The organism is Pseudomonas sp. R3-41 (assembly GCF_054161485.1).
Window position 1 is genome coordinate 3,224,565 of sequence record NZ_CP096421.1, and the last position, 23,416, is coordinate 3,247,980.

Annotated in this window: 23 protein-coding genes; 7 read left to right on the top strand and 16 right to left on the bottom strand. The window is 64.5% G+C overall.

The features are described 5' to 3' along the window. The first annotated feature begins 56 nt into the window (after nucleotides 1–56). Both M1D99_RS14380 and M1D99_RS14385 read left to right on the top strand, forming a co-directional pair. A complete protein-coding gene (locus M1D99_RS14380) occupies nucleotides 57–1,277 on the top strand; it encodes a cytochrome c biogenesis protein DipZ (protein ID WP_434576061.1) in 1,221 nt (406 codons plus the stop codon). 330 nt (nucleotides 1,278–1,607) lie between these two features. Continuing rightward, nucleotides 1,608–1,937, top strand: coding sequence for a hypothetical protein (locus M1D99_RS14385; RefSeq protein WP_053119980.1), 330 nt, complete (start codon nucleotides 1,608–1,610; stop codon nucleotides 1,935–1,937). A gap of 4 nt (nucleotides 1,938–1,941) precedes the next feature. On the opposite strand, the gene M1D99_RS14390 is transcribed toward M1D99_RS14385, so the two are convergent. Beyond that, on the bottom strand, nucleotides 1,942–3,807 hold the full coding sequence (locus M1D99_RS14390) for a sigma-54-dependent Fis family transcriptional regulator (RefSeq protein ID WP_434576063.1): 1,866 nt from the start codon (nucleotides 3,805–3,807) through the stop codon (nucleotides 1,942–1,944). A 340-nt stretch (nucleotides 3,808–4,147) separates the two neighbouring features. Between M1D99_RS14390 and M1D99_RS14395 the strand changes: the two genes are divergently transcribed. From M1D99_RS14395 to M1D99_RS14415, 5 genes are all read left to right on the top strand, one after another. Beyond that, a complete protein-coding gene (locus tag M1D99_RS14395) occupies nucleotides 4,148–5,221 on the top strand; it encodes an ATP-NAD kinase family protein (RefSeq protein WP_411387409.1) in 1,074 nt (357 codons plus the stop codon). A gap of 2 nt (nucleotides 5,222–5,223) precedes the next feature. Further along, a complete protein-coding gene (locus M1D99_RS14400; protein ID WP_053119650.1) occupies nucleotides 5,224–6,201 on the top strand; it encodes a thiamine pyrophosphate-dependent dehydrogenase E1 component subunit alpha in 978 nt (325 codons plus the stop codon). Nucleotides 6,202–6,235: 34 nt separating this feature from the next. Further along, on the top strand, nucleotides 6,236–7,252 hold the full coding sequence (locus tag M1D99_RS14405) for an alpha-ketoacid dehydrogenase subunit beta (RefSeq protein ID WP_186704933.1): 1,017 nt from the start codon (nucleotides 6,236–6,238) through the stop codon (nucleotides 7,250–7,252). Further along, nucleotides 7,252–8,364 carry an acetoin dehydrogenase dihydrolipoyllysine-residue acetyltransferase subunit gene (locus M1D99_RS14410; RefSeq protein WP_434576066.1) on the top strand — a complete coding sequence of 371 codons (1,113 nt, stop codon included), beginning with the start codon at nucleotides 7,252–7,254 and terminating at the stop codon, nucleotides 8,362–8,364. The genes M1D99_RS14405 and M1D99_RS14410 overlap by 1 nt, the downstream gene beginning before the upstream one ends. 83 nt (nucleotides 8,365–8,447) lie before the next feature. Further along, nucleotides 8,448–9,512: a 2,3-butanediol dehydrogenase gene (locus M1D99_RS14415; protein WP_458132141.1), complete on the top strand. Its 1,065-nt coding sequence runs from the start codon at nucleotides 8,448–8,450 to the stop codon at nucleotides 9,510–9,512. A gap of 64 nt (nucleotides 9,513–9,576) precedes the next feature. Here the strand turns inward: M1D99_RS14415 and M1D99_RS14420 are convergent, their stop codons facing one another. From M1D99_RS14420 to M1D99_RS14490, 15 genes are all read right to left on the bottom strand, one after another. After that, on the bottom strand, nucleotides 9,577–10,080 hold the full coding sequence (locus M1D99_RS14420) for a DUF6644 family protein (protein WP_458132062.1): 504 nt from the start codon (nucleotides 10,078–10,080) through the stop codon (nucleotides 9,577–9,579). Then, nucleotides 10,080–10,430 carry a DUF6152 family protein gene (locus M1D99_RS14425; RefSeq protein ID WP_186704935.1) on the bottom strand — a complete coding sequence of 117 codons (351 nt, stop codon included), beginning with the start codon at nucleotides 10,428–10,430 and terminating at the stop codon, nucleotides 10,080–10,082. The genes M1D99_RS14420 and M1D99_RS14425 overlap by 1 nt, the downstream gene beginning before the upstream one ends. Nucleotides 10,431–10,457: 27 nt before the next feature. Next, nucleotides 10,458–11,012: a DinB family protein gene (locus M1D99_RS14430; RefSeq protein WP_434576070.1), complete on the bottom strand. Its 555-nt coding sequence runs from the start codon at nucleotides 11,010–11,012 to the stop codon at nucleotides 10,458–10,460. A gap of 290 nt (nucleotides 11,013–11,302) precedes the next feature. After that, nucleotides 11,303–12,220 (bottom strand): dihydrodipicolinate synthase family protein, encoded by a 918-nt coding sequence (locus M1D99_RS14435; protein WP_458132063.1) that lies wholly within the window; start codon nucleotides 12,218–12,220, stop codon nucleotides 11,303–11,305. Nucleotides 12,221–12,431: 211 nt separating this feature from the next. Further along, on the bottom strand, nucleotides 12,432–13,460 hold the full coding sequence (locus tag M1D99_RS14440) for a trans-3-hydroxy-L-proline dehydratase (protein WP_434576074.1): 1,029 nt from the start codon (nucleotides 13,458–13,460) through the stop codon (nucleotides 12,432–12,434). A 156-nt stretch (nucleotides 13,461–13,616) separates the two neighbouring features. Beyond that, on the bottom strand, nucleotides 13,617–14,339 hold the full coding sequence (locus tag M1D99_RS14445; RefSeq protein ID WP_092172955.1) for an amino acid ABC transporter ATP-binding protein: 723 nt from the start codon (nucleotides 14,337–14,339) through the stop codon (nucleotides 13,617–13,619). Beyond that, nucleotides 14,332–14,982, bottom strand: a complete 651-nt coding sequence (locus tag M1D99_RS14450) for an amino acid ABC transporter permease (protein ID WP_186704939.1) — start codon at nucleotides 14,980–14,982, stop codon at nucleotides 14,332–14,334. The genes M1D99_RS14445 and M1D99_RS14450 overlap by 8 nt, the downstream gene beginning before the upstream one ends. 9 nt (nucleotides 14,983–14,991) lie before the next feature. After that, nucleotides 14,992–15,657, bottom strand: coding sequence for an amino acid ABC transporter permease (locus M1D99_RS14455; protein ID WP_057452167.1), 666 nt, complete (start codon nucleotides 15,655–15,657; stop codon nucleotides 14,992–14,994). Next, entirely contained in the window at nucleotides 15,650–17,428 is a 1,779-nt protein-coding gene (gene lhpI / locus M1D99_RS14460) for a cis-3-hydroxy-L-proline dehydratase (protein ID WP_434576077.1), read from the bottom strand. Before lhpI ends, M1D99_RS14455 begins: the two co-directional genes overlap by 8 nt. Before the next feature lie 10 nt (nucleotides 17,429–17,438). Next, nucleotides 17,439–18,257 carry an ABC transporter substrate-binding protein gene (locus tag M1D99_RS14465; protein WP_458132064.1) on the bottom strand — a complete coding sequence of 273 codons (819 nt, stop codon included), beginning with the start codon at nucleotides 18,255–18,257 and terminating at the stop codon, nucleotides 17,439–17,441. 234 nt (nucleotides 18,258–18,491) lie between these two features. Beyond that, entirely contained in the window at nucleotides 18,492–19,241 is a 750-nt protein-coding gene (locus M1D99_RS14470) for a helix-turn-helix domain-containing protein (protein ID WP_458132065.1), read from the bottom strand. Nucleotides 19,242–19,595: 354 nt separating this feature from the next. Further along, the gene (locus M1D99_RS14475; RefSeq protein WP_458132066.1) at nucleotides 19,596–20,852 is read right to left on the bottom strand and encodes an FAD-dependent oxidoreductase; all 1,257 of its coding nucleotides are present in this window, start codon (nucleotides 20,850–20,852) and stop codon (nucleotides 19,596–19,598) included. Beyond that, nucleotides 20,849–21,085: a 2Fe-2S iron-sulfur cluster-binding protein gene (locus M1D99_RS14480; protein ID WP_446534101.1), complete on the bottom strand. Its 237-nt coding sequence runs from the start codon at nucleotides 21,083–21,085 to the stop codon at nucleotides 20,849–20,851. The genes M1D99_RS14475 and M1D99_RS14480 overlap by 4 nt, the downstream gene beginning before the upstream one ends. Nucleotides 21,086–21,276: 191 nt before the next feature. Continuing rightward, complete coding sequence (locus M1D99_RS14485; RefSeq protein ID WP_458132067.1) at nucleotides 21,277–22,392, bottom strand: NAD(P)/FAD-dependent oxidoreductase; 1,116 nt, start codon at nucleotides 22,390–22,392, stop codon at nucleotides 21,277–21,279. After that, the gene (locus tag M1D99_RS14490) at nucleotides 22,389–23,321 is read right to left on the bottom strand and encodes a 4-hydroxyproline epimerase (protein ID WP_186704946.1); all 933 of its coding nucleotides are present in this window, start codon (nucleotides 23,319–23,321) and stop codon (nucleotides 22,389–22,391) included. Before M1D99_RS14490 ends, M1D99_RS14485 begins: the two co-directional genes overlap by 4 nt. Nucleotides 23,322–23,416: the final 95 nt, after the last annotated feature.

Below are 23,416 nucleotides of genomic sequence, written 5' to 3' on the forward strand. Positions count from 1 at the left end.
GGAGCAAGCTCCCTCGCCACAGGGGCTATGTAGGCCTTTTATTTTGAGGTGTTGCCATGCTTTTGATCGCTTTTCTCGGCGGGATCCTGACGATCCTCAGCCCCTGCATTCTTCCGGTGGTGCCGTTTCTGTTCGCCCGGGCCAATCGCTCCCGCAGCTCGGTGCTGCTGACCCTCGGCGGCATGGTATTGACGTTCGCCCTGGTCTCCAGCCTGGCGGTGGTCAGCAGCGAATGGGTGGTGCGCGCCAGCAGCGTCGGTCGGCAAGTCGCGTTGGTAGTGATGGGGGTGTTCGCCCTGTCGTTGATCTTCAGCCGGGTTGGTATCTGGCTGGCGCGGCCGCTGGTCAACTTGGGCAATCGCCTGGACGCTGGGGCCGGGCGGATGGCCGGGCCGGTGGGCTCGGTGCTGATCGGCGTTGCAACCGGGTTGCTCTGGGCTCCGTGCGCCGGGCCCATACTCGGGGTGATCCTGACCGGCGCCATGCTGCAAGGCGCCAGCGCGCAAACCAGCCTGTTGCTGCTCGCTTACGGCCTGGGCAGTGCCTTGTCCCTGGGCACGCTGATCCTGGCCGGGCGTGGTCTGGTCGGGCGCCTGAAGCTCTCGCTGCCGATGACCACCTGGCTGCGCCGTGGCACGGGGCTGGCGGTGTTACTGGCGGCCGTGGCGATCGGCACTGGGGCGGATGACCGCTTGTTGGCGGCGACTTCCTCCCAACAGTCCACCAGCCTGGAAAAAAGCCTGCTGGAGAACGTGCCCAAGGCCATCGACTACGTGGTGAGCAAGGCCGGCGCCAGTGCCATGCCGACCCTCGACGCCCAGGGCGCAATGCCTGCGCTGGACGGCGCGGTGCAATGGCTGAACTCGCCGCCGCTGAGCAGCGAGTCGCTGCGGGGCAAGGTGGTGCTGGTGGACTTCTGGACCTACGACTGCATCAACTGCCAGCACACCTTGCCCTATGTGAACGACTGGGCGAAAAAGTATGAAAAGGATGGGCTGGTGGTGATCGGTGTCCACACCCCGGAATACGGCTACGAGAAGATCATCGACAACGTCCGCGAGCAGGTGCGCAAGCTGGACATCCACTATCCGGTGGCGATCGACAATCAGTACGCGATCTGGCGCGCCTTCAACAATCAATACTGGCCGGCCCATTACTTCATCGATGCCAAGGGGCAGGTGCGCTACAGCCATTTTGGCGAAGGGCGTTATGGCGAGCAGGAGCAGGTGATCCAGCAGTTGTTGGAGGAGGCGAAGGCTAGCCGGATTGTTAACTAAACTCTTTAATTTCAATTGATTGAGATAATTTCTTCTGCTTGTTTCTAGTTTGGCGCGTCACTTGTGGACGAATGTCGCAGATGGCGAAGGCAAGCCGTCCCCGTGGCGAGGGAGCTTGCTCCCGCTGGGCTGCGAAGCGGCCCCAAAAAAGCCATGACAGACTCGGTGTGTCAGGCAAATACAGGGGGGCCGCTGCGCGGCCCAGCGGGAGCAAGCTCCCTCGCCACAGTGGGTTGCATGCGGATTCGATAATGGCCTGCAAATACTGGCCCCTTGCTCATCTGCAGAGAGGCAAACTTCTTTCCTTTCAGAAAGTTGGGCGACAAACCTATGCGTATTTCTATGTGGGTCGTAGCGACGTTTCTCTTGGCCGCCGTCTCGCTCGAGGCCCAGGCCAGGGCGCTGACGCAGAACCAGCAGTCAGTGTGCCGCTGGGGTTCGGACATCGCGGCGGGGGCGCAGGCGTCAAAGCTCTCTGGCGTCAGCCTGTACGGCGCACGCAAGAAGCTGCAGGTGCGCAAGTTTCCCCGGCCCTGGATGCGCATGACCGCCCTGGGCATTACCGAGCAGACCTACAACAGCGCTTCGCGTCTCAAACCCGCGGCGGTCAAGCAGACCTACTACGAGCAATGTGTCCGTCATGAGCTGGCGCGCCGCTAGGTGCTCAGGCGGGGCTGCGGCCTGGCATCTCGATGCCGTGCTGGTGTACCCGTCGATACAGGGTCGCCCGGGAAATGCCCAGGGCCCGGGCGGCGGCGGTGGGTTTCCAGCGGTGGCGCACCAAGGCATCGAGCAACGCCTGGCGTTCCGGGCTGGCGCTTGGCTCCGGCCCCTGATCGACGGCATGAGTGCAGTGCAACGACTCGGGCAGATGGCTGAGCTGGATCACGCTGGCTTCGCACACCGCGCAGGCATAGCGCAGCACATGGCGTAACTGGCGGACATTGCCCGGCCAGTGATAGCCGAGCAGGGATTCCAGGGCAGCGCCGCTCAACTGCACGGTTCCCCCGCACAGCGCGGACTCCTCGGCAAGAATCCGATTGATCAGCGCGAGCCGGTCGCTGCGGTCACGTAACGGCGGTAGCTGGAAACGCGCACCGCCGAGGCGGAAATACAAATCCTCGCGAAACTCGCCGGCGGCCACCAGCGTCTCCAGGTCGCGGTGGGTGGCGCAGATCACCTGAATGTCGACGGCCTTGCGGCGGGATGCGCCCAGCGGCGCCACTTCACCCTCGGCCAGTACCCGCAGCAGACGGGTCTGCAAGGCCAGCGGCATGTCGCCGATCTCATCCAGGAACAAGGTGCCGCCATCGGCCTGTTGCAACAGGCCCTGCATGCCTTTGGCCGAGGCGCCGGTGAACGCCCCGGCGACGTAGCCGAACAATTCGCTTTCGATCAGGCTTTCGGGAATGGCCGCGCAGTTCAGCGCCACGAAAGGGCGCTCGCGGCGCTGGCTGGCCTGGTGCAACTGGCGAGCGAAGACTTCCTTGCCGGCACCGGTTTCGCCCTGGATCAGCACCGGCAGGTTGCGATCCTTGACCCGCACCGCCAGGCGCAGGCTGTCGGCCAGGCGTGGATCGATTTCCAACGGGGTCATCGCCACCCGCGAACGTGAAACGGCCCGCTGGCGAGGCGCGCTCAAGCGTCCGTGCAGGGCGTGATCGAGCAAGCAGAGGCTTTCGTCCCGGGCACGGTGCAGCCGTTGCTGCTCGAACACCTGGCCGATGTGTTGCGGCACCTGCCCGTACTGTTGCAGCAGGTACTGGCGGGCAGCCGGGTTCAAGGCTTGCAGGCAACCGTCGTCATCCCAGGCGAACAGGAAGTCCGGCTGGCTGTCGACGTAGCCAGGGTTGCGATGGGCCCGCAGCACCCAATAGCCCTGGGCGCTGCTCATGAAAAACGCCTGTTCGATCTCCCGGGCGCTCTGCACCACCATTTGCCGGATCAGGTGCTGCGAGCGGCGATCATCCGGCGAGCGCACCGCCGAGACGTCCAGCACCCCGAGCAATTCACCCTGGGGGTCGAAGACCGGCGCGGCGGAACAGGTCAGGCCAATGAACGCCGCGCGGAAATGGTCGCGCTTGTGCACGGTCACCGGGGCCTTGGCCGTGAGCACCGCCGCCACGCCACACGTGCCTTCTTCGCCCTCCGACCAACAGGTGCCCAGGTACAGCCCGGCCTTGCGGCAGTCATTGCGGATCGAGGTTTCCACCCGGTAGTCGATGGTCTGGCCCTGGGCATCGGTCAGCAGTACGCAATAGTCGGCGTCGCGTACCCGGCCATGGAGGCGGGCCACTTCTTCGCTGGCGATGTTGAGGAACAGCTCGGAGCGCTCGCGGCATTGCTTGAGCACGTCCTGGGAGAGGATGCGCGGGCCCTGCAGCGAACCCGGGTCCAGGTGATGTTGCTCCAGGGAACGGCGCCAGGAGTCGAGGATCAGGTCCGGGACGGGCAATTGTGGCAATTGGCTCGCGTTTTTCACCACGCGGCTGACGCAATCCACGTGCGCCCGGGAGTGAGCGGAAAGCATGGGGCCTCCGATTCAGCTTCTTGTCGTTGTGCGCACATTAAGCGCCGTTCGCCGGGTGCAGACAAGCTCGACGGGTTGTCCGGGTGGCGTGAGACGCCACGTCTCAGTGTCTCGCCGCAACCTCGTGCAGGCTGACATGGGGCGTCTCACCGGGGCTCGGTCCGCTGCTTCGTCAATCACCTCGGGACCGCTCTGGTTCGGCCTTCTTGTAGGTTTTTCCCTCAACTGGCACCGCCCTTGCTCTGTCCCTGGAGCCCGCCCGACGGGCCTCCAATAATAACAACGAGGTGTCTATGTCTTCCTGCCCAGGCCGTTTGCCCGCACCGTCCACGGTGGCGCCATGAGCCGCCGACCCCTGACCGTGGGCATCATCGCCAACCCCGCCTCGGGCCGCGACGTGCGGCGCCTGACCGCCAACGCCGGGCTGTTTTCCAGTACCGACAAGGTTTCGGTGATCCAGCGCCTGCTGGCCGCGTTCGGCGCCACCGGCATCGAACAGGTGTTGATGCCCACCGACATGATCGGCATGGCCGCCGCCGTGCTGAAGAACAGCCATAGCCGCCAGGCCCGCAGCAGCCACTGGCCGGCCCTGGAATTCCTCGACCTGACCCTGCGCCAGACCGTCGAAGACACCCGCCGGGCCGCGCGCTTGATGGCCGAGCGCGAGGTGGCGCTGATCGCCGTGCTCGGCGGCGATGGCACCCACAAGGCGGTGGCCGCCGAAGTCGGCGACATCCCGTTGCTGACCCTGTCCACCGGCACCAACAACGCCTTTCCCGAGCTGCGCGAGGCCACCAGTGCCGGGCTGGCCGGTGGGTTGTACGCCAGCGGCCGGATCCCGGACGCGATCGGTTTGCGCCGCAACAAGCGCTTGCTGGTCTGCGACGCCGGACGTGGCTTGCGCGAAGTCGCCCTGGTGGACGTTGCCGTGTCGCCGCTGCGTTTTGTCGGCGCCCGGGCCATCAGCCGGGCCCAAGACCTGGCCGAAGTGTTCGTGACCTTCGCCGAACCGCAATCCATTGGCCTGTCGGCGTTGTGCGGCTTGTGGTTCCCGGTGTCCCGCCAGGCACCGGGCGGGGCCTGGATGCGCCTGGACCCGCAATCCCCCGAAGCGCTGCTGGTGCCGCTCGCCCCGGGCCTGTTGCAAGGCTGTGGGGTGCTCGCCGCCGGCCCTTTGGAACCCGGCGTCGCCCATGGCTTGTCGCTGTCCAGCGGCACCTTGGCCCTGGATGGCGAACGGGAAATCGAATTCAACGCCCACGACCGGCCCACGGTCACCCTCGATGCCGGCGGTCCGCTGAGCATCGACGTCAACGCGGTGCTGGCCTACGCCGCGCAACAACGCTTGTTGGCCATCGGCCGCGAGCACCCGCAACACCCTCTGAATCTTCAAGAAGACACCCCAGGAGAATAAAAATGTCGACACCGCTCACCCACGATCAACTGCTGCACGCCTACCAGGTGATGCGCACCATCCGCGCCTTTGAAGAGCGCCTGCACGTAGAGTTCGCCACCGGCGAGATCCCCGGTTTCGTCCACTTGTATGCCGGCGAAGAAGCGTCGGCCGCCGGCGTCATGGCCCACCTGGGCGATGACGATTGCATCGCGTCCAACCACCGTGGCCACGGCCATTGCATCGCCAAGGGCGTGGACGTCTACGGAATGATGGCCGAGATCTATGGCAAGAAAACCGGCGTCTGCCAAGGCAAGGGCGGCTCGATGCACATCGCCGATTTCGAGAAAGGCATGCTCGGTGCCAACGGCATCGTTGGCGCCGGTGCGCCACTGGTGGTCGGCGCGGCTTTGGCGGCCCGGCTCAAGGGCACCGACAGCGTCGCCGTGGTGTTTTTCGGCGACGGCGGCTCCAACGAGGGCGCGGTGTTCGAAGCCATGAACATGGCCTCGGTGTGGAACTTGCCGTGCCTGTTCATCGCCGAAAACAACGGCTACGCCGAGGCCACTGCTTCCAATTGGTCGGTGGCCTGCGATCACATCGCCGACCGCGCCGCCGGCTTCGGCATGCCCGGCGTGACGGTGGACGGCTTCGACTTCTTCGCCGTGCATGAAGCCGCCGGTGCCGCCGTCGAGCGCGCCCGTGCCGGGGAAGGACCGTCGCTGATCGAGGTCAAGCTGACCCGCTACTACGGCCACTTCGAAGGCGACGCCCAGACCTATCGCGCACCGGACGAGGTCAAGCATTTCCGCGAAAACCAGGACTGCCTGATGCAGTTCCGCGAACGCACCACCCGGGCCGGTTTGCTCACCGTCGAGCAGTTGGACCAGATCGACAAGGAAGTGGACCTGCTGATCGAAAACGCCGTGTACAAGGCCAAGTCCGATCCCAAGCCCTCTGCAGCGGACCTGCTGACCGACGTCTACGTCAGCTATCCCTGAACGCCCTCCTAAAACAAGAACAGAGAAATTCATCATGGCGAGAAAAATCAGCTATCAGCAGGCAATCAACGAAGCCCTGGCCCAGGAAATGCGCCGCGACGCCAGCGTGTTCATCATGGGGGAGGATGTGGCCGGTGGCGCCGGCGCCCCCGGTGAAAACGACGCCTGGGGCGGCGTACTTGGGGTGACCAAGGGCCTTTACGACCAGTTTCCCGGGCGCGTGCTGGACACGCCACTGTCGGAAATCGGTTACGTCGGCGCGGCGGTCGGTGCTGCCACCTGCGGCGTGCGCCCGGTGTGCGAACTGATGTTCGTCGACTTTGCCGGGTGCTGCCTGGACCAGATCCTCAACCAGGCGGCGAAGTTTCGCTACATGTTCGGCGGCAAGGCCTCCACACCCCTGGTGATCCGCACCATGGTCGGCGCCGGCCTGCGCGCCGCCGCCCAGCATTCACAGATGCTCACGTCGTTGTGGACGCACATCCCGGGGTTGAAAGTGGTCTGCCCATCATCGCCCTACGACGCCAAGGGCCTGCTGATCCAGGCGATCCGCGACAACGACCCGGTGATCTTCTGCGAGCACAAGTTGCTCTACAGCATGCAGGGCGAAGTGCCGGAAGAGCTCTACACCGTACCGTTCGGCGAGGCCAACTTCCTGCGCGACGGCAAGGACATCACCCTGGTGTCCTACGGGCGGCTGGTCAACACCGCGATGGACGCGGCGCGCAACCTGGCCGGGCGCGGCATCGACTGTGAAGTGATCGACCTGCGTACCACCAGCCCGCTGGACGAGGACAGCATCCTGGAAAGTGTCGAGAAGACCGGGCGCCTGGTGGTGATCGACGAGGCCAACCCACGCTGTTCCATGGCCACCGACATCTCGGCGCTGGTGGCGCAAAAAGCCTTTGGCGCACTCAAGGCCCCGATCGAAATGGTCACCGCGCCCCATACGCCGGTGCCGTTCTCCGATGCCCTGGAAGACCTGTACATCCCTGACGCGGCGAAAATCGAACAAGCCGTGCTCAACGTGATCGAGTGGAGCAAGCGCTGATGAGCCAGATTTTTACCCTGACCATGCCCAAGTGGGGCCTGTCGATGACCGAGGGCCGGGTCGATGCCTGGCTCAAGGAAGAGGGGCAGGCCATCACCAAGGGCGAGGAAGTGATGGACGTCGAGACGGACAAGATTTCCAGCAGCGTCGAGGCGCCGTTTTCCGGCATCCTGCGCCGGCAGATCGCCCGCCAGGACGAAACCCTGGCGGTTGGCGCCTTGCTCGGCATCGTCGTCGAAGGCGAGGCCAGCGACGCCGAGATCGACGCGGTCATCGAGCAGTTCCAATCCAACTTCGTGCCTGGCGACGCGGCTGATGAGGACAGTGGTCCGAAACCACAGAAAGTCGAGTTGGACGGCCGGGTGATCCGCTATTTCGAGCGCGGCGAGGGCGGTACGCCGCTGGTGCTGGTGCACGGTTTTGGCGGCGACTTGAACAACTGGCTGTTCAACCATGAAGCCCTGGCGGCCGGGCGACGGGTCATTGCCCTGGACCTGCCGGGCCACGGCGAATCGTCGAAGACCCTGCAACGCGGCGATTTGGACGAGCTGAGCGGCGTGGTGCTGGCCTTGCTCGATCACCTGGACATCAACGCCGTGCACCTGGTGGGACATTCCATGGGCGGGGCAGTATCGCTGAACGCTGCGCGCCTGATGCCCCAGCGGATACGCTCCCTGACCTTGATCGGCAGTGCCGGCCTGGGTGCGCAGATCAACGGCAGCTACCTGCAAGGGTTCGTCGAAGCGGCCAACCGCAACGCCCTCAAGCCGCAACTGGTGCAACTGTTCTCCAATGCCGAGCTGGTCAACCGCCAGATGCTCGACGACATGCTCAAGTACAAGCGCCTGGAAGGTGTGGACGCGGCGCTGCAGCAATTGTCAGCGACGTTGTTCGCCGACGGTCGCCAGCAGGCGGACCTGCGGGAAGTGGTGCAGGCCGGCCACGTGCCGACCCTGGTGATCTGGGGCAGCGACGACGCAATCATCCCGGCGTCTCACGCCGAAGGGTTATCAGCGCGGGTCGAGGTGCTGGCGGGCCAAGGCCACATGGTGCAGATGGAAGCGGCCGAGCAGGTCAATCGATTGGTTCTTGAGTTCGTCGGACAGCACTGACCAAGCGGGCGGCGCTTGCATCGTCGCCCTATAAAAATTCTGGAGGCAACGCTATGAACGTTTCTATCAAGCCGACCCGCAGCATGCGCGCCGCCGTCTGGCATGGCCGCAACGACATCCGCGTCGAAGACGTGCCCCTGCCGGTTTCGCCCCCCGCCGGTTGGGTGCAGATCCGCGTGCAATGGTGCGGCATCTGCGGCTCCGACTTGCACGAGTACGTGGCCGGGCCGGTGTTCATCCCGGTGGACGCGCCACACCCGCTGACCGGGATCAAAGGCCAGTGCATCCTTGGCCATGAGTTCTGCGGTGAGATCGTCGAACTGGGTGCAGGCGTCGAAGGTTTCAGTGTCGGCGAGCTGGTGGCGGCGGACGCCTGCCAGCACTGCGGCACTTGCTACTACTGCACCCATGGGCTCTACAACATTTGCGAGAACCTGGCGTTCACCGGGTTGATGAACAACGGTGCGTTCGCGGAGCTGGTCAACGTCCCGGCGAACCTGCTCTACAAACTACCGGCCGATTTCCCCGCCGAGGCTGGTGCGTTGATCGAGCCACTGGCGGTGGGCATGCATGCGGTGAAAAAGGCCGGCAGCCTGCTGGGCCAGAACGTTGTGGTGGTGGGCGCCGGGACCATCGGTTTGTGCACGATCATGTGCGCCAAGGCGGCTGGCGCAGCCCAGGTGATTGCCTTGGAAATGTCCGGTGCACGCAAGGCCAAGGCCCTGGAAGTCGGGGCCAGCCATGTGATCGATCCGAACGAGTGCGACGCCTTGGCCGAAGTCCGTCGCCTGACCGCTGGCCTGGGGGCCGATGTCAGCTTCGAGTGCATCGGCAACAAGCACACCGCCAAGCTGGCCATCGACCTGATCCGCAAGGCCGGCAAGTGCGTGTTGGTGGGGATTTTCGAGGAACCGAGCGAGTTCAACTTCTTTGAGCTGGTCTCCACGGAGAAGCAAGTGCTGGGCGCGCTGGCCTACAACGGTGAGTTCGCCGACGTGATTGCCTTCATTGCCGACGGACGCCTGGACATCTCGCCGCTGGTGACGGGGCGCATCCAGTTGGAAGAGATCGTCGGGCAGGGCTTCGAGGAGTTGGTCAACAACAAGGAGCACAACGTGAAGATCATCGTGTCTCCCGCACGGATCTGAGGGCGCCCGGGTGGGCGATTTGGCGATGGCCGGCAATGGCCATCGCTTCTTTTTCAGGTGTGGTTCAGGTGTAGGCCAGCAGGCGGCCGCAGAGTATGACCACGATCCATAGGACGATGGAGACCATTGCCTGGGCCTTGGCCAGGCCGGGTGCCTTATGGCCGGTGTTCCATTGCTGGACGGAGCGGTAGGTGCCAACGTGGAACAGCAGGGCGTTAAGGCCCGCTGCCGCGATCAGGTACAGCTTGAGGATGAAGACGTTGTTGCCGGCAAAGTCATGGGGATGAGCACTGAACATCAGCAACCCCGCAGGCACGATCAGCAGCAGGGCCGCAATCGCCCAGGGCAGCAAGTGGCGGGCCAGGGCGGTCACGGCGATGCCCTTGGACAGCCCGAGCACGCGCAGGTCGAACATCACCACCGCGCCCACCAATATCGAAAAGCCGATGATGTGCACCACTTCCACCAGCGGATAGAGCCACAGCTCGCTGCGCATGGCCAACGCCAGGGACGAATCGCCCAACTGGTCCATCCAGCCTTGGGGCGCGCCTGCCGGGGAGGCCTGCATCAGCGCAACTCGGTGGTCTTGCCGTTGATGGTGATGCGTTCGGCGCGCAATTCGTCGGGTTTGTTGCGGTTTGCATAGCCGACCACGGTGGCACTGTTACCTGCTTTGAGCATGTCCTTGCCCAGCCCGCGATTCTCCATGCGGGACGGCGGGGCCAGCACGACGGTCCAGGTTTTGTCGGTGGTTTGCAGGCGCACGTAGCCATGGGGATGGGAATAACCGGCTTCCTTTATCGTGCCGTCGAGCGTCAGGGGATTGCTGGCGTCGTATTCGCTCCAGCCGTGGTGGGCAAGGGCCGCCGTGGTGATCAGCATCAATGCCAAACCGATGCTACGAAGAATGAAATTCATGGCAAGGTCTCCTTTGAGGGGGGCGGATCAATCTGGCAGGTATTCGCGCCAGACCCGCCGTTCATCCAATTGAAGCAGTTGTTCCTCGTCGGTGCGAAACGGCCGGTCGCAGTCGAGAAAAAACTCATCGAGTTGTGGCGGCGCGACGTGGGTGGCGCTGAGCATGCCGTGGACCTGTCCACGATGATGGATCTGATGCTCGAACAGGTGCAACAGCAGCCGGTCGATTCGTTCACGCACTTGGCCGTCGGCTCGTACCAGGTCGACGGAGCGGGCCAGGTCTTTCTCTCGCAGGGCTTCGCAGAACGCCACCAGCCGCTGGTCGGTCTGGGTCTGGTTGTGCATCAGTTGGGTAAAGGCCAGGGTCTCGGAGAAGTCCTTGATCTGGCCGTCACGGTCGCCTTCCAGGGCGGTGAGGTAATAGCGGTCCACTTCCAGGATGTGGCAGAGCGTGGCTTGGATGGACGGGAAGAATCCCGTGCGCGGCGCCGCGTAGTCGGCCTCGCTCAACTGCGCGCAGGCGCCGAGCAGCCTGTGGTTGGCCCATCGATTGTTCAGGGCCTGGGCCAGGAAATAGTTCATGGGAACCTCCCTATCATCCGCCACAAACTCTGTGGGAGCGGGCTTGCTCGCGAAGACGGCGGTACATCCAGCATAGCCATGTCAGATAGACCGCTTTCGCGAGCAAGCCCGCTCCCACAGGTTGAGTCGCATGAGCTCACTATTGTGTATTCACCACAAGTCCCTGTGGGAGCGAGCTTGCTCGCGAAGACGGCGGTACATCCAGCATAGCCATGTCAGATAAACCGCTTTCGCGAGCAAGCCCGCTCCCACAGGGGGATCCTCAGATGCCTTGCGGGGTAGGTCAGGCCTTAAAGCCCCACATCCGGCAACACCGGCCGATTGGCCAGGGCCTTGGCCATGATCTGCTCCACATACACCCGGTCCGCGTCCGGCAGGGCCAGGCGCGGTGGGCGGGTGAGGGCGCTGCCGCGGCCGGCGATGGCTTCGCACAGTTTGATGCATTGCACCAGGTCGGCCCGGGCGTCCAGGTGCAGGATCGGCATCAGCCATTCGTAGATCGGCATCGCTTCGGCGAACCGTCCGGCGCGGGCCAGGCGGAAAATGGTCTCGCCTTCCTGGGGGAACACGTTGGACATGCCCGAAACCCAACCTTCGGCGCCCACGGCAAGGCTTTCCAGCACCACGTCGTCGAGACCGGCGAACAGCACGAAGCGATCGCCGACTTCATTGCGCACGTCGATGAAGCGCCGGGTGTCGCCGGAGGAGTCCTTGAAACACACGACGTTGTCGCAATCGGCCAGGGAAATCAAAATGTCCGGCGTCACGTCATTCTTGTAGATCGGCGGGTTGTTGTAGACCATCAGCGGTACGTCGGCATGGCGGGCCACGTAGCGGAAATGCTCGGCGGTCTCGAAGGGCTTGGAGCCGTAGACCAGCGCCGGCATCAGCATCACCCCGTCGACACCGACCTTGCGCACCGCGTTGGCAACCTTGGCGGCCTGCACGCTGGTGAACTCGGCCACGCCGCAAATCACCGGCACCCGGCCCTGGGAGGCGTCCACCGCGACTTCGGTCACGGCGATTTTTTCCTCGGCGCTCAGGGAGGTGTTTTCCCCCACCGACCCGCAGACCACCAGGCCGGAAACGCCATCGCGAATGACGTTGGAAATCACTTGGTGGGTTTTTTCCAGGTTGATGGAAAAGTCATCGTTGAATTGGGTGGTGACGGCAGGGAAGACGCCGCTCCAGTTGATGCGTTTGCTCATGGGTTGTCTCCGGTTATGGTATTTCATATACGTAGATAGAGTTGAGTCGATTACAGAGCTTTTGTGGCGAGGGAGCTTGCTCCCGCTGGGCTGCGAAGCGGCCCCAATGACTACCTGGCAACTCGGTGTGTCAGGCAAATCCAGAGGGCCGCTTCGCGCCCCAGCGGGAGCAAGCTCCCTCGCCACAGGGGGATGTGCAACGCTCAAGAAGTCATGCTCCGGGCCAGGTGTCCGAAAGCCGGTAGCCCTGGGGCCACGGATCGGCCGGGTCGAGCAGCAACTGATGGGTCCCGGTGATCCACGCTCGTCCGGCGATGCACGGGTAAATAGCCGGGCGTCCGGCCACCTCGGTCAGTGAGTCGATACGGCAATGGAATTCGGAACCGATGATCGAGCGGCCGATAAAACGCTCGCCTACCTGCATCAAGCCCTTGGCCTGCAACACCGCCATGCGCGCCGAGCAGCCGGTGCCGGTGGGGGAGCGGTCGATCTTGCCGGGCTGGATCACCACGGCGTTGGCGCCCGTGGCGATGCCGTCCTCACGGACAATGGGTGCGGCGATCTGGCAGAACGAGATGTGCGACCAGTCGGGGTTCAGCGGGTGCACGAAGCCCAGTTGTTCATTGGCGGCGCGGGTGATCTTCAAGCCCACGGCCACCAGTTCGGCGGCTTCATCGGGGCGGATGGCAAAACCCAGGCGCTGGGCATCGACGATGACAAAGCTGTCGCCGCCGTAGGCGGTGTCCACTTGCAACGAACCCAGGCCCTCGACTTCGATCCAGGCATCGAGGCGGTCGGCGAAGGAGGGTACGTTCTTGATCTCGACCCGTTGCACCTTGCCGTCGCGGCAGTCGGCCACGGCTTCGATCAGGCCGCCCGGGGCTTCCAGCACCAGGCGGGTCTGGGGTTCGGTCATTGGCAGGATGCCGCTGTCCAGCAACACGGTGGCGACGCACAGCGAGTTGGAACCGGACATCGGCGGCGTGTCGGCCGGTTCCATGATGATCCAGGCCATTTGCGCCCGCGGGTCCTTGGCCGGCACCAGCAGGTTGACGTGGCGGAACACCCCGCCGCGGGGCTCGTTGAGGACGAAGTTGCGCAGGGTCTGGTCCTGGGCGATCCAGCGTGACTGCTCCCACACCGTGGCGCCGGGGGGCGGCGCGACACCGCCGACGATCACATCGCCGACTTCGCCTTCGGCGTGGCAGCTGATGACATGGATGATTCTGGATGAGCGCATGGATCAAATCCTTGTGTTGTCTTGTAGGGCCTCATCGCGAGCAGGCTCGCTCCCACAGGGTTCTGTGGTGGACACTGATAGCAGGCCATTCCCATAGGAGAGGTGGCATACACAAAACCCATGTGGGAGCGAGCCTGCTCGCGATAGGGCCATCCGCTATTTCACCGACTTGAGGAACGCCGCCGTCTCCGGCTGCACCGGATTACCAATCACCTGGTCCGGCGGCCCGATCTCATGGACCCGGCCATTGCAAAAAAACGCCACGCGGTCGGACACGTCCCGGGCGAAGCGGATCTCGTGGGTCACCAGCACCATGGTCATGCCGTCTTCGGCGAGCATGCGCATGGTGTCCAGCACTTCGCCCACCAGTTGCGGGTCCAGCGCCGAGGTGGCTTCGTCGAAGAGCATGTAGTCCGGCGACATCGCCAATGCCCGGGCGATGGCCATGCGCTGTTGCTGGCCGCCGGAAAGCTTGCCGGGGAAGGCCTTGAGTTTGTCCCCCAGGCCCACGTGCTCAAGCTGTTTCACCGCCAGGGCCTCGGCGTCCTGTTTGCTTTTGCCCAACACCTTGCGCGGCGCCAGCATCACGTTTTCCAGCACGGTGAGGTGGGGGAAGGCGTTCCATTGCTGGAAGACGATGCCGATCTTTTGCCGCAGGCGATTGAGGTCGGTGGCGCGGTCATGGACCTCGATGCCGTCCACGCGGATGCTGCCTTTCTGGATCGGCTCCAGGCCGTTGATGCACATCAGCAGGGTCGACTTGCCAGAGCCGGAACCGCCGATGATCGACACCACTTCACCCTTGTCCACGGTCAGGCTCACACCCTTGACCACTTCCAGGTCACCGAAGGACTTGTGCACGTTCTCGATCTCAATCATTTTCCTGCCACCTTCTTTCCAGGCGTGCGCCGAGGCGGGCGACCACCAGGCTCATGACGTAGTAAATGAGGCCCGCGATGCACAGCACCAGCAGGGGTTCCTGAATGCGCGTGACGATGGTTTGCGAGGCCCGCAGCAATTCGACGATGCCGATCCACATCACCAGGGCAGTGTCCTTCATCACACCGAGCACGAGGTTCAGCCAGCCGGGAAACGCCACCCGCGTGGCAATCGGCAGGACGATGAAGCGCAGGTCCTGCCCATAGCTCAGGCCCAGCGATCGGCTGGCCCGGCGGGTGCTCAACGGCACCGCCAGCACGCCACCGCGGACGATCTCGGTGAAGTACGCGGCGGCGTAGATCCCCAGGACAATGCAGCCGACGGCAAACGCGCTGAGGTTCAGGCCGACGATGCTCTTGAGGGAGTTGAACAACACGAACTGGATCAGCAGCGGCACGCTGCGAAACACGTCCAGCAGCCAGGCCAGCGGCAGGCTGGCCCGGGGCAACAGCGCCCGCAACAGGCCGAACAGCAACCCGGCGAAGGTGCCCAGCAGGATCGACCACGCGGTCAATTGCACTGTGACCCAGGCCCCCTCAAGCAGATACAACACGTCGTTAACGGTAAGGCTTGTAGAAAACATGACCCGCCCTCAATAACGGAACAGCCGCCAGGACAACAGCCGGGCCAACCCGACGATCAGCTTGGCGATCAGGTAATACAGCAGCGCCGCGAGGGCGAAGTATTCGAAGGTGCGGAAGGTCTTGACGTTGTATTCCTGGGTCACGCCGGTGAGGTCGTTGTTCAGGCCGACCACCACCCCCAGGGACGTCATCAGCACCGCCCAGACCATCTGGTTGGTCAGCGGGTAGAAGACGATGCGCAACAATTGCGGGACGATGATCATCCGGTAGGCCTGGAAGGCGCTCATTCCCAAGGAGCGGGCGGCGCGCATTTGCGTACCGGGCACGGCCTTGAGGCCACCGCGAAAGTTTTCCGCCAGGTAGCCGGCGTTGTTGAAGGTGATTCCTGCCAGCAAGGCCAGCCAGGAACTGACGTGCAGCCCGAGGGAGCCGAGGCCGAAGTAGAGGATGTAGATCTGGAACAGCGAGGGCGTGTTGCGAGCGATGGACACCCAGCCATTGCCCACGCCCCGCAGCAGGCGATTCGGGGCCTGGCGCATCACCGTCAGCACCAAGGCGATCAGCACGCCGAAAATCATCGACAGCGCGGCGGTCTCGAAGGTCACCCAGGCCCCGGCGAGCATGTCGGGCAGGGCGCGCAAGGCCGGGCGCCATTGGAAGCTGTAGTCAAACATGGGTCGGACTCCCCGTGCGGGCAGTGGGTTGCAGCCACGTCGGCGGCTGGCCGTGGGTCGCGGCAGTGCAGGCGGCCTCGACGCAGTCGGCGAGGGCGGCAAAATGCACCCCGCGACCGACCAGGCCCGGTGCGTAGTGGGCGTATTTGCCGGAGTTGGTCATCAACGTGGTGGCGTGGGGCGGGATCACCGGCTCACCCAACATGCACCAGCAGGTGTCGGTCACCAGCACCGCGCCGAAGGCTTCGATGGCAGTCAGGTATCCGGCTTTGCGCGCTTGTTCCAGCACTGCTCGGCCGCAGGTGATGGCCAGTACCACATACGGATGCTTGATCCGGCCCGCACACAAGTTCGCGAGGGCGGCGAATTCGCTGAGGGAGAAATGCGGATTGCCCAGGGAGACCACGTCCACCCAGTTGTCCCGGGCGCTGTTGAGCTCGCGCCAACTGGCAAGCAGGCTTGCGGCATCGACGCTTTCCTGCGGCAAGGTAACGTCCTTCTCCAGGACATCGGCAGGGTCGAGGGCTTCCGGTGTGACCCCGGCGATGTGGAACAACGGTGCGGCGCTGGTGGTGGCGAACGCGGCGCCGAAGGCCTTGAGATCGTCCAGGGTGGGCGCGGCGTGTTCCAGCCCACGTATCAGCGGAATACGCCGGCCCGCCAGGTTGCCGATGTGATAGCCCAGCAGCGGATAGAAACTGTCATCGACCTGACCCAGCGTCGGCACGTCGACGATCAGATGGGCCTTGCGCGAGTCGTCGAGATGGCAGCCGATCAACGGTGCCCGTCCGCACAGGGCGATGCAGATGTCGAGGAAGTCCGGGTACTTTTGCGTGCGCGCCCCCAGCACGCTGTTGGCGTAGACCACCGCGTTGGACTCGGCCCAGACGATTTGCTCGCCGGCCTTTGGTGCGGTCTCCAGCAGGTAGGGGGCGCAGGTGAAACTCAGTTGCGCGCCCATCGCCATGTAGGCATCGCCCAAGGCACTGGCCGGTTCGCCCAAGGCCGGATCGAAGCCCAGTTCCCGCCAGCGCCGCTGGTCCACGGAAATGGCGTTGAGGGTGGTGGGGACGCGCACCTTCGCCCCCCACTGCACCAGTTGTTCGGCAAAGCGCAGGCTGGCCGGGCCGGTATAGATGCAACCGTCGATGTGAGCCTGGGTCACGTCCAGCAACTGCGTGGCGCCCTGGATCTCGGCCATGCGCAGCACGATGTGCATCGCCACTTGGGCCGCCTTGCCGTGGGTACCGTCGAGCAATGCCCGGTCCTGTTCGCTCAGGTCCAGGGTTGAAAAAGTGGGTGGCGCCGACGGTGCTTGCGAACCTTGCCATCCGTCGTTCGGGCGGCGCCCGGTGAGGGTCAGGACGTCGCCTTCGAGGCGGACAAAACCCTGGCCACGCAGCCCATTGAAGGCCTCGTGTCCCACGCACAACACCGGCAGGGACCGCTGGAAAATCACCTGCGCCACCAGCACGCCCAGGGTCAGGATTTCATCGGCTTCGGCCAACACCAGTGCGGCGGGTGCGTGGCCGTTGCTGATCAGTTCCATCAAGACGCTGCTGCCGGTGCAGGAGCCGCGTCCGCTGGGAATCGCCAAGACGCGCCCGGCCAGGCGCTCGCCGCTCAAGGGGTGGTGGCGGTCGATGACCTCGCCACTGGCCGGATCGACCCCGCCCCAGAAACTCAGGCCCACCTCGGCGAACAGCAGGGCGCCCTGGGCGGCACCCTCCACCAGGCTGCGGCCTTTCACACGGACAGGCGTGCTTGGCATGGGCCGATCCTCAGTAGTAGACCTGGGGAACGGTCAGGTTGGCCGGCGGGATGTCGGTGCCGACCCATTTGACGAACAGCTCGTTGTAGCGACCCGTGCGCACCTGCTGATTGACGAAGAGGTTGAGGTAGTTGAGCAGGCCGTACTCGCTGCGTTTGGCGCCGAGGGACACGTAGTCGATGACGTAGGGGGCGTCACCGGCAATTTTCAAGCCCTTGTATTTGCCCGACTTGAGGGTCGCGGCGGCGACGGTGTTGGTCACCACGGTGGCATCGATGTGTCCCTGGGCGACGGCCAGCAGGGTGTCGTTCTGCGATTGATAGGCGCGAAAGCTGCCGCTGCCCCAGCTCTTCTGGTCCTTCTCCAGGGCGATGGCTTCGTAGGTGCTGCTGGTGTTGCCCAGGGCTTTGCCCTTGAGGTCGGCGTAGCTGTTGATGCCGGTGTTGTCGCGGGTCAGCACCACCATTTGGAAGGCGAAGTAGGGCACGGTCAGGCCGACGGTCTTGGCCCGTTCCAAGGTGTCGGAGGTGGAGGCGACGATGACATCGGCGCGGCCGGACAGCAGTGCGGGGATGCGGTCGGAGAACGGGGTTTCCACCACTTCGGCATCGACACCGAGGACCTTCGCCAGGTCGTGGCAATAATCCACGTCGAACCCCGCCGGTTTGTTGCTTTCATCGCGAAAGCCCATGGGTGGGAAGTCCAGGGTCACGGCGCAACGTAGCTTGCCGGAGCCGATGATGTCGTCGAGCTTGTCGGCGTGGGCGGGGGCCATGAAAAGCGGGGTAAAGACAACGCTGAGGGCTACGGCCAATGCAGGGTTTTTCATAAATGCCTCGCTGTCGAATAAATGCGGTGAGATATCGTATTGAGGATTTCGTATACGATATTAGATAAGCAATCAGCATGCCTGTTTTGACGTGAGGCGCGGTAATGGCATTGGAGGGGTTGATCTAGAGGCGTTTTCGCCGAGCGGTGGTGCATCAGGGAAGGTTGCTACGTTGGCCTGGGGTGTTACAGATGGGAGCAGCCATGGGATCTGACGCCCCATCAGCGAACACGATCAGCGCTGATTTTCACGGTATTGGCTCGGCGACAGGCTGGTCAGGGCCCGGAACTGGCGGCTGAAGGCGCTGTGGTCGGTGTAGCCGCAGCGCAGGGCGATCTCGGTGATCGGCAGGTCGTGGTCGAGTAACAGTCGCGAGGCTTCCTCCAGGCGTGCCTTGTGGATCATCTGCCGAGGCGTGAGTTGGAAGATGCGTTTGCAGTGCCGCTCCAACTGCGCCACCGACAATTCAGCAATGGCGGTCAGCTCGGCAAGGCTGATGGAGCGGGCGAAGTGCTGCTTGATATGGGCGTCCACCGCCGCCAGTTTGTGAAACGCCGGGTGGCTCGATTGCGGCAGTTGCAGGTCGCGGGAAATGCCGGCCAAGCCGACGATCTGGCCGCTTGGGTCGTGCAGGGCGAGCTTGTGGGTCAGGCACCACACCGGTTGGTTGCCGTAATACAAATGCAGTTCGAGCTGGTCGGCCAACTCCCGCCCGCTGGCCAGCACCCGGCGATCCTGTTCGGTGTACAGCGGGCCGAACCGCTCGGGAAACACCTGCTCGGCAGTGAGACCGAGCAGGCCGCCACTGTGTTTGAAACCGCAGCGCCGGGCCAGGGTCTGGTTGACGAAGGCGTAGCGGGCCTGCCGGTCCTTGATGAAAAACACCACGTCGGCGAGGGTGTCCAGCAGCGGGGCGATGGGCTGCAGGCTGCGCAACAGGGTGTCGAGGTCGCAGGGGGCGAGGGAGGTGAGCGAGGGGTACATGGCGCCAGGTTCCTGAGGGGACTCAGGGATCATAGGGGCAAAGTCATCGAGGCAGGAAGCCCAGCTCCAACGCATTCTACTGTGGGAGCGGGCTTGCTCGCGAAAGCGGTGGATCAGTTAGCATCGATGCCGGATGTGCCGACGCATTCGCGAGCAAGCCCGCTCCCACATGGGGCCTGCGGGTGCCTGCAAAGTTGAAGTTCACCTCAAATCCCTGTGGGAGCGGGCTTGCTCGCGATGACGGCGGCACAGTCAACATCATCGCAAGCTGACTCACCGCTATCGCGAGCAAGCTCAGCTCCCACAGGGGATTTGTGGTGGGTGCAGGTCAGCGTGGGATATGTGTCGGGGTTGTCAGCTGGGAGGGGTTTCTTCCAGCTCCAGCAGGGTCTCGATTCGCGCCGGGCTGAAGGGCGGGCGAGGTGCCGGTGGTGTCCAGCCGAACAGGTGTTCCAGTGCGGCGCCGCACACTCGGCCTTGGCAGGCGCCCATGCCGCAGCGGCTGGCCAGTTTCGCTTCGCGCCAGTTTTCGTGGCCAACCAGTTCGCCATAAGGCACGTCTTCACAGCGGCAGACCAGGGTGTCGCCGCGGGCCAGGGACTTGAGCCGTGGATCGAGGGCGAAGGCCGTGTTCAAGGCCCGGGCGAAACCTTGCCAACGCGCGCGGCGAGGCCACAGCTGCTGGGCGGCTGCGCTATTGCCGACGGCGGCATGGCCGGCAATGGCGCCTTCCACCAGTGCCAGTTCGCTGCCGCCAAAACCGGTGCATTCGCCTGCCGCGTAATGTTCACGGCGAGTGGTCGCTTGCCAAGCGTCAACCGCCAGCGCCTGGTCTTCAACCGCGCAGCCCAGGGCCTGGCCTAATTGGGTATTGGGAATCAGCCCGAAGCCACAGGCGAGCCGGTCGCAGGCCAATTCAATCGTCTTGCCTTGCTGATGCAGGCGCACGCCCTCCAGCCGTTCCCGACCGAGCGCTTCCACCACATGGGTGTCGGTGCGGTAGTGCCGGTCGAACAGACTGAACGATTGGAACAACTTCCCCGGCCAGCGCGGCAGTTGCCCGGCGAAACCGGCGACGGCGCCGAAGCGGGCTTGCTCGGCGATGCGCAACACCTGTGCGCCTTGATGCTTCGCGGTGGCGGCGCTGGCCAGCAGCAAGGGGCCGCTGCCGGCGATGACCAGCCGTTCGCCGCGCACCGGCAAACCGCCCTTGATCAGCGCCTGCAAGCCGCCAGCACCGGTCACGCCGGGGAGGGTCCAGCCGGGGAACGGCAGCAGCAACTCACGGGCGCCGGTGCAGAGGATCACGCGTTCGTAGCGGATCTGCCAGCCTCGCTCGGCATCTTCCACCAGTAAGGTTTTATCCGCCGCGCAGGCGATTACGCGAGTGCCGGCATGGCAGCGGACGTTGGCACAGTTTCGCAGTTGATCGCGCAGGTGCCGGACTGCGCTGGGCAGGTTGGCCTGGGGACCGTCGCGCCAGATTTGCCCGCCCGGCAGTGGGTTGTCATCCAGCAACACGATGTGCGCGCCGCTGCTGGCCGCGGCGAGGGCGGCAGCCATGCCGGCGGGGCCGGCGCCGATGATCAGCAGGTCGGTGGTTTCGTTCATGGTCGGGTCTGCACCTGCATGCCATCGAGGCACAGGGTCTGGCAGGCCAGGCGGCGCCGGCCATCGATCAGCACCCGGCATTCCTGGCAGGTGCCCATGCCGCACAACGGCGCTCGACGCTGGCCGCTGACCGAGGTGCGACTGCAACCGTCCGCGCCCAACGCCAATGCCGCCGCGACGCTGGTGCCGTTGGCGACTGACAGCGGGCGGCCATCCAGGAACACTTCAGGCATGGGTCCAATCCTCCTTGGCTAAGCGAATGTCTTGAGCACACCCAATACCTGTGGCGAGGGAGCTTGCTCCCGCTCGATTGCGTAGCAATCGCAAAAATGTCGGGTCTGCTGCGCAGCCCAGCGGGAGCAAGCTCCCTCGCCACAGGGGGGCAACCCAATCCCCGGCGCAAACAGGTAACGTGTGTCGGGCTTCAGGCATGGGCGGGTTCCCCCAGGAAACGCTGCGGCAGGTAAGGCTGCGCGGCCAGTGGCGAGGTTTCGTCGAACAACTGCGCCACCAGCAGGTCGGCGGTCGCGGGTGCCGTGGTGACGCCCAACCCCTCGTGACCCACCGCCAGCCACAGCCCCTTGCGCTGCGGATGTTGGCCCACCAGCGGCAAGCCGTCGGGGCTCGCCGCGCGAAAACCGGTCCAGGCCCTGATGCCGTGCAGATGCGCCAACCCAGGCATGTAGTCGACGGCGCGCTTGAGCATCTTCGCCAGCATCCAGCCTTCCACCTGCGGGTCGACGGTGCCGAACTGTCGCGAGGCGCCGATGAATAATTGCCCGGTCGGGCGCGGCTGGATATTGCACGCCACCGACGGCCCGCTCGCGTTGTGGGCGCTGGTGACGTAGCCCAGCTCCACCAGGGTGTGGGTGACGGTGGCGGGGTAGCGGTCGGTGATCAGCAGGTGGCCCTTTTTCGGCTCGATGGGCAGTTCCGGGCACAACTCGGTGGCGTGGATACCATTGGCGAGCACCACCGCATCGGCGCTCAACCAACGCCCGTCGTCGAGGCGCACGCGAGTCCCGTCGACTTCGCTGACGTGTGCCCGCTGCTGGCGAATCCTGGGCGCGTCCAACATCCAGCGCGCGGCGGCCGGGGCGTAGAGGATGCCGTCGCCCTTGATCAGCAACCCGCCTTCCAGCCCTGGGCGCAGTTCGGGTTCACGCTGGCGCAGGGTGGCTTGGCCGATCAGTTCACAGGCTTCGCCATGGGCCAGCAGGTTCAGGTATTTGCTGTGGGCCACCGCCATTTCCTCGGCATTGGTCGCCAGCCACAAGGTGCCGTTATTGCGCCAGGCACAATCGGCGGGCAGGGCTGGCGCCAGTTCGCGCCAGCGCTGCAGGGAGTATTGGCTGAGGGCCAGTTCCGCCGGGTTGTCATCCAGCACCAACAAATGCCCCATGCCAGCCGCCGTGGCGCCGTGCCAACCGGCGTCCAGCACCAACACGTTGACGTTGCGCCGGGCCAATGCCTGGGCGCAAGCCGCACCGATGATGCCCGCACCGATGATGATCACGTCGGCGACATGGCCCTCGCTCACAGACGAATGCCCCAGGCGAACGGGTCATCCGCTTCGATGATCAGGGTGGTTTCGGCGCTGATGTAGGCGCGACCGCGAATGGTCGGCACGATGCGCTCGCCCGCCTGTTCGTAGGAGCCTTCGAACTCGCTGCCAATGACACTGGCCTGGCGCCAGATCTGCCCGGGTTGCAGTTTTCCATCGGCCGCCAGGCACGCCAGTTTGGCGCTGGTGCCGGTGCCGCACGGGGAGCGGTCATAGGCCTTGCCCGGGCAGAGCACGAAGTTTCGGCTGTCCGCTTGCGGGTCGTCGGCGAACAGTTCGATGTGGTCGATCAGGCCGCCGTCCTCGCCGCGAAAACCCTGTTGCTCCAAGGCTTGCTGCACGGCGTAGGTGTAGGCGGTCAACGCGTCGAGGTTATCGCCGGCGACACGCTGGCCATGCTCGGCGATCAGGAAAAACCAGTTGCCGCCCCAGGCCACGTCGCCCACCACCGGGCCGATGCCGGGCACCTCCAAGGCCAATGCCTGGCGGTAACGGTAGGCCGGCACGTTGCGCACGCTGACCGAGCGGTCTTCGTGCAACGTGGCCTGTACCGTGCCCACCGGGGTTTCGATGTTGTGCACGCCGGGGCCGATCCTGCCCAGGTGGGCCAGTGACGCCACCAGGCCGATGGTGCCGTGGCCGCACATGCCCAGGTAGCCGCTGTTGTTGAAAAAGATCACGCCGGCACAGGCGCTCGGGTCCACCGGCTCACAGAGCAGCGCCCCCACCAGCACATCGCTGCCCCGGGGTTCGAGCACGCAGGCGCTGCGCCAGGCGTCGAACTCCGTGGCCAGGCGTTGCTTGCGCTCGGCCATGCTGCCCTGGCCCAGGTCAGGAAAACCGTCGGTGACCAGGCGGGTCGGTTCGCCGCCGGTATGGGAATCGATCACGGTGATGCGTTTCATGGGAGGGCCACGTCCGTTCAGATGAGTGACGGTAAGCGTGGCCCGCGCCAGGGGATGACGGCTTGAGGGTTTTAACTATCGCCGATGACGAAATC

Coding starts and splice junctions, on each gene's coding strand:
- M1D99_RS14380 (WP_434576061.1), top strand. CDS start 57: ATGCTTTTGATCGCTTTTCTCGGCGGGATCCTGACGATCCTCAGCCCC.
- M1D99_RS14385 (WP_053119980.1), top strand. CDS start 1,608: ATGCGTATTTCTATGTGGGTCGTAGCGACGTTTCTCTTGGCCGCCGTC.
- M1D99_RS14390 (WP_434576063.1), bottom strand. CDS start 3,807: ATGCTTTCCGCTCACTCCCGGGCGCACGTGGATTGCGTCAGCCGCGTG.
- M1D99_RS14395 (WP_411387409.1), top strand. CDS start 4,148: ATGAGCCGCCGACCCCTGACCGTGGGCATCATCGCCAACCCCGCCTCG.
- M1D99_RS14400 (WP_053119650.1), top strand. CDS start 5,224: ATGTCGACACCGCTCACCCACGATCAACTGCTGCACGCCTACCAGGTG.
- M1D99_RS14405 (WP_186704933.1), top strand. CDS start 6,236: ATGGCGAGAAAAATCAGCTATCAGCAGGCAATCAACGAAGCCCTGGCC.
- M1D99_RS14410 (WP_434576066.1), top strand. CDS start 7,252: ATGAGCCAGATTTTTACCCTGACCATGCCCAAGTGGGGCCTGTCGATG.
- M1D99_RS14415 (WP_458132141.1), top strand. CDS start 8,448: ATGCGCGCCGCCGTCTGGCATGGCCGCAACGACATCCGCGTCGAAGAC.
- M1D99_RS14420 (WP_458132062.1), bottom strand. CDS start 10,080: ATGCAGGCCTCCCCGGCAGGCGCGCCCCAAGGCTGGATGGACCAGTTG.
- M1D99_RS14425 (WP_186704935.1), bottom strand. CDS start 10,430: ATGAATTTCATTCTTCGTAGCATCGGTTTGGCATTGATGCTGATCACC.
- M1D99_RS14430 (WP_434576070.1), bottom strand. CDS start 11,012: ATGAACTATTTCCTGGCCCAGGCCCTGAACAATCGATGGGCCAACCAC.
- M1D99_RS14435 (WP_458132063.1), bottom strand. CDS start 12,220: ATGAGCAAACGCATCAACTGGAGCGGCGTCTTCCCTGCCGTCACCACC.
- M1D99_RS14440 (WP_434576074.1), bottom strand. CDS start 13,460: ATGCGCTCATCCAGAATCATCCATGTCATCAGCTGCCACGCCGAAGGC.
- M1D99_RS14445 (WP_092172955.1), bottom strand. CDS start 14,339: ATGATTGAGATCGAGAACGTGCACAAGTCCTTCGGTGACCTGGAAGTG.
- M1D99_RS14450 (WP_186704939.1), bottom strand. CDS start 14,982: ATGTTTTCTACAAGCCTTACCGTTAACGACGTGTTGTATCTGCTTGAG.
- M1D99_RS14455 (WP_057452167.1), bottom strand. CDS start 15,657: ATGTTTGACTACAGCTTCCAATGGCGCCCGGCCTTGCGCGCCCTGCCC.
- lhpI (WP_434576077.1), bottom strand. CDS start 17,428: ATGCCAAGCACGCCTGTCCGTGTGAAAGGCCGCAGCCTGGTGGAGGGT.
- M1D99_RS14465 (WP_458132064.1), bottom strand. CDS start 18,257: ATGAAAAACCCTGCATTGGCCGTAGCCCTCAGCGTTGTCTTTACCCCG.
- M1D99_RS14470 (WP_458132065.1), bottom strand. CDS start 19,241: ATGTACCCCTCGCTCACCTCCCTCGCCCCCTGCGACCTCGACACCCTG.
- M1D99_RS14475 (WP_458132066.1), bottom strand. CDS start 20,852: ATGAACGAAACCACCGACCTGCTGATCATCGGCGCCGGCCCCGCCGGC.
- M1D99_RS14480 (WP_446534101.1), bottom strand. CDS start 21,085: ATGCCTGAAGTGTTCCTGGATGGCCGCCCGCTGTCAGTCGCCAACGGC.
- M1D99_RS14490 (WP_186704946.1), bottom strand. CDS start 23,321: ATGAAACGCATCACCGTGATCGATTCCCATACCGGCGGCGAACCGACC.